The 576-nt window shown below is 63.5% G+C and carries 1 protein-coding gene; it reads left to right on the forward strand.

Annotated features, from left to right (window positions below):
* The coding region (locus tag AACY08_RS28225) for a molybdopterin-dependent oxidoreductase (RefSeq protein ID WP_339472388.1) at positions 1-576 on the forward strand (576 nt) is incomplete at both ends.

A 576-nucleotide genomic window follows, 5' to 3' on the forward strand; every position in this document is an offset into this window, starting at 1 on the left:
CCCGTTGGCACGATCGTGTGGGAGGATCTCGCCGAAACCGACGCCTTCTTCGTGTTCGGCCAGAACCCCGGCACCAATAGCCCGCGCTTCCTCCACCCGATGAAGGAATTGAAGGATCGCGGCGGCAAGATCGTCACCTTCAACCCCGTCATCGAACAAGGCCTCGTCTCCTTCGTCGATCCGCAAAGCCCGGCCGCGATGCTCACCGGCAAGGAGACCAAGATCTCCGACCAATATCATCAGGTGAAGGCCGGCGGCGACATCGCCGCGATCCTTGGCCTGTGCAAATGCGTAGTCGAGGCCGACGATGCCGCCAGGGCGGCGGGCACGGCGGAAGTGATCGACCACGCCTTCGTTGAACAGCACACCACCGGCTTCGACAGCTTCATCCAGTCCTGCCGCGACGCCGATTGGGCCGAGATCGAGCGCGAATCCGGCCTGAGCGAAGCCGCGCTGCGCGAGGCCGCCGAAGTCTATATCGCCGCCGAAAAGGTGATCGGCGTGTATGGCATGGGCCTGACGCAGCACGCGCACGGCGCGCTGAACATTGCGATGCTGGTCAATTTGCTGCTGCTG

The sequence above is a fragment of the Pseudomonas sp. EL_65y_Pfl1_R83 genome (assembly GCF_963970695.1).
GTDB classification, from domain to species: Bacteria; Pseudomonadota; Gammaproteobacteria; order Pseudomonadales; family Pseudomonadaceae; genus Aquipseudomonas; species Aquipseudomonas tritici.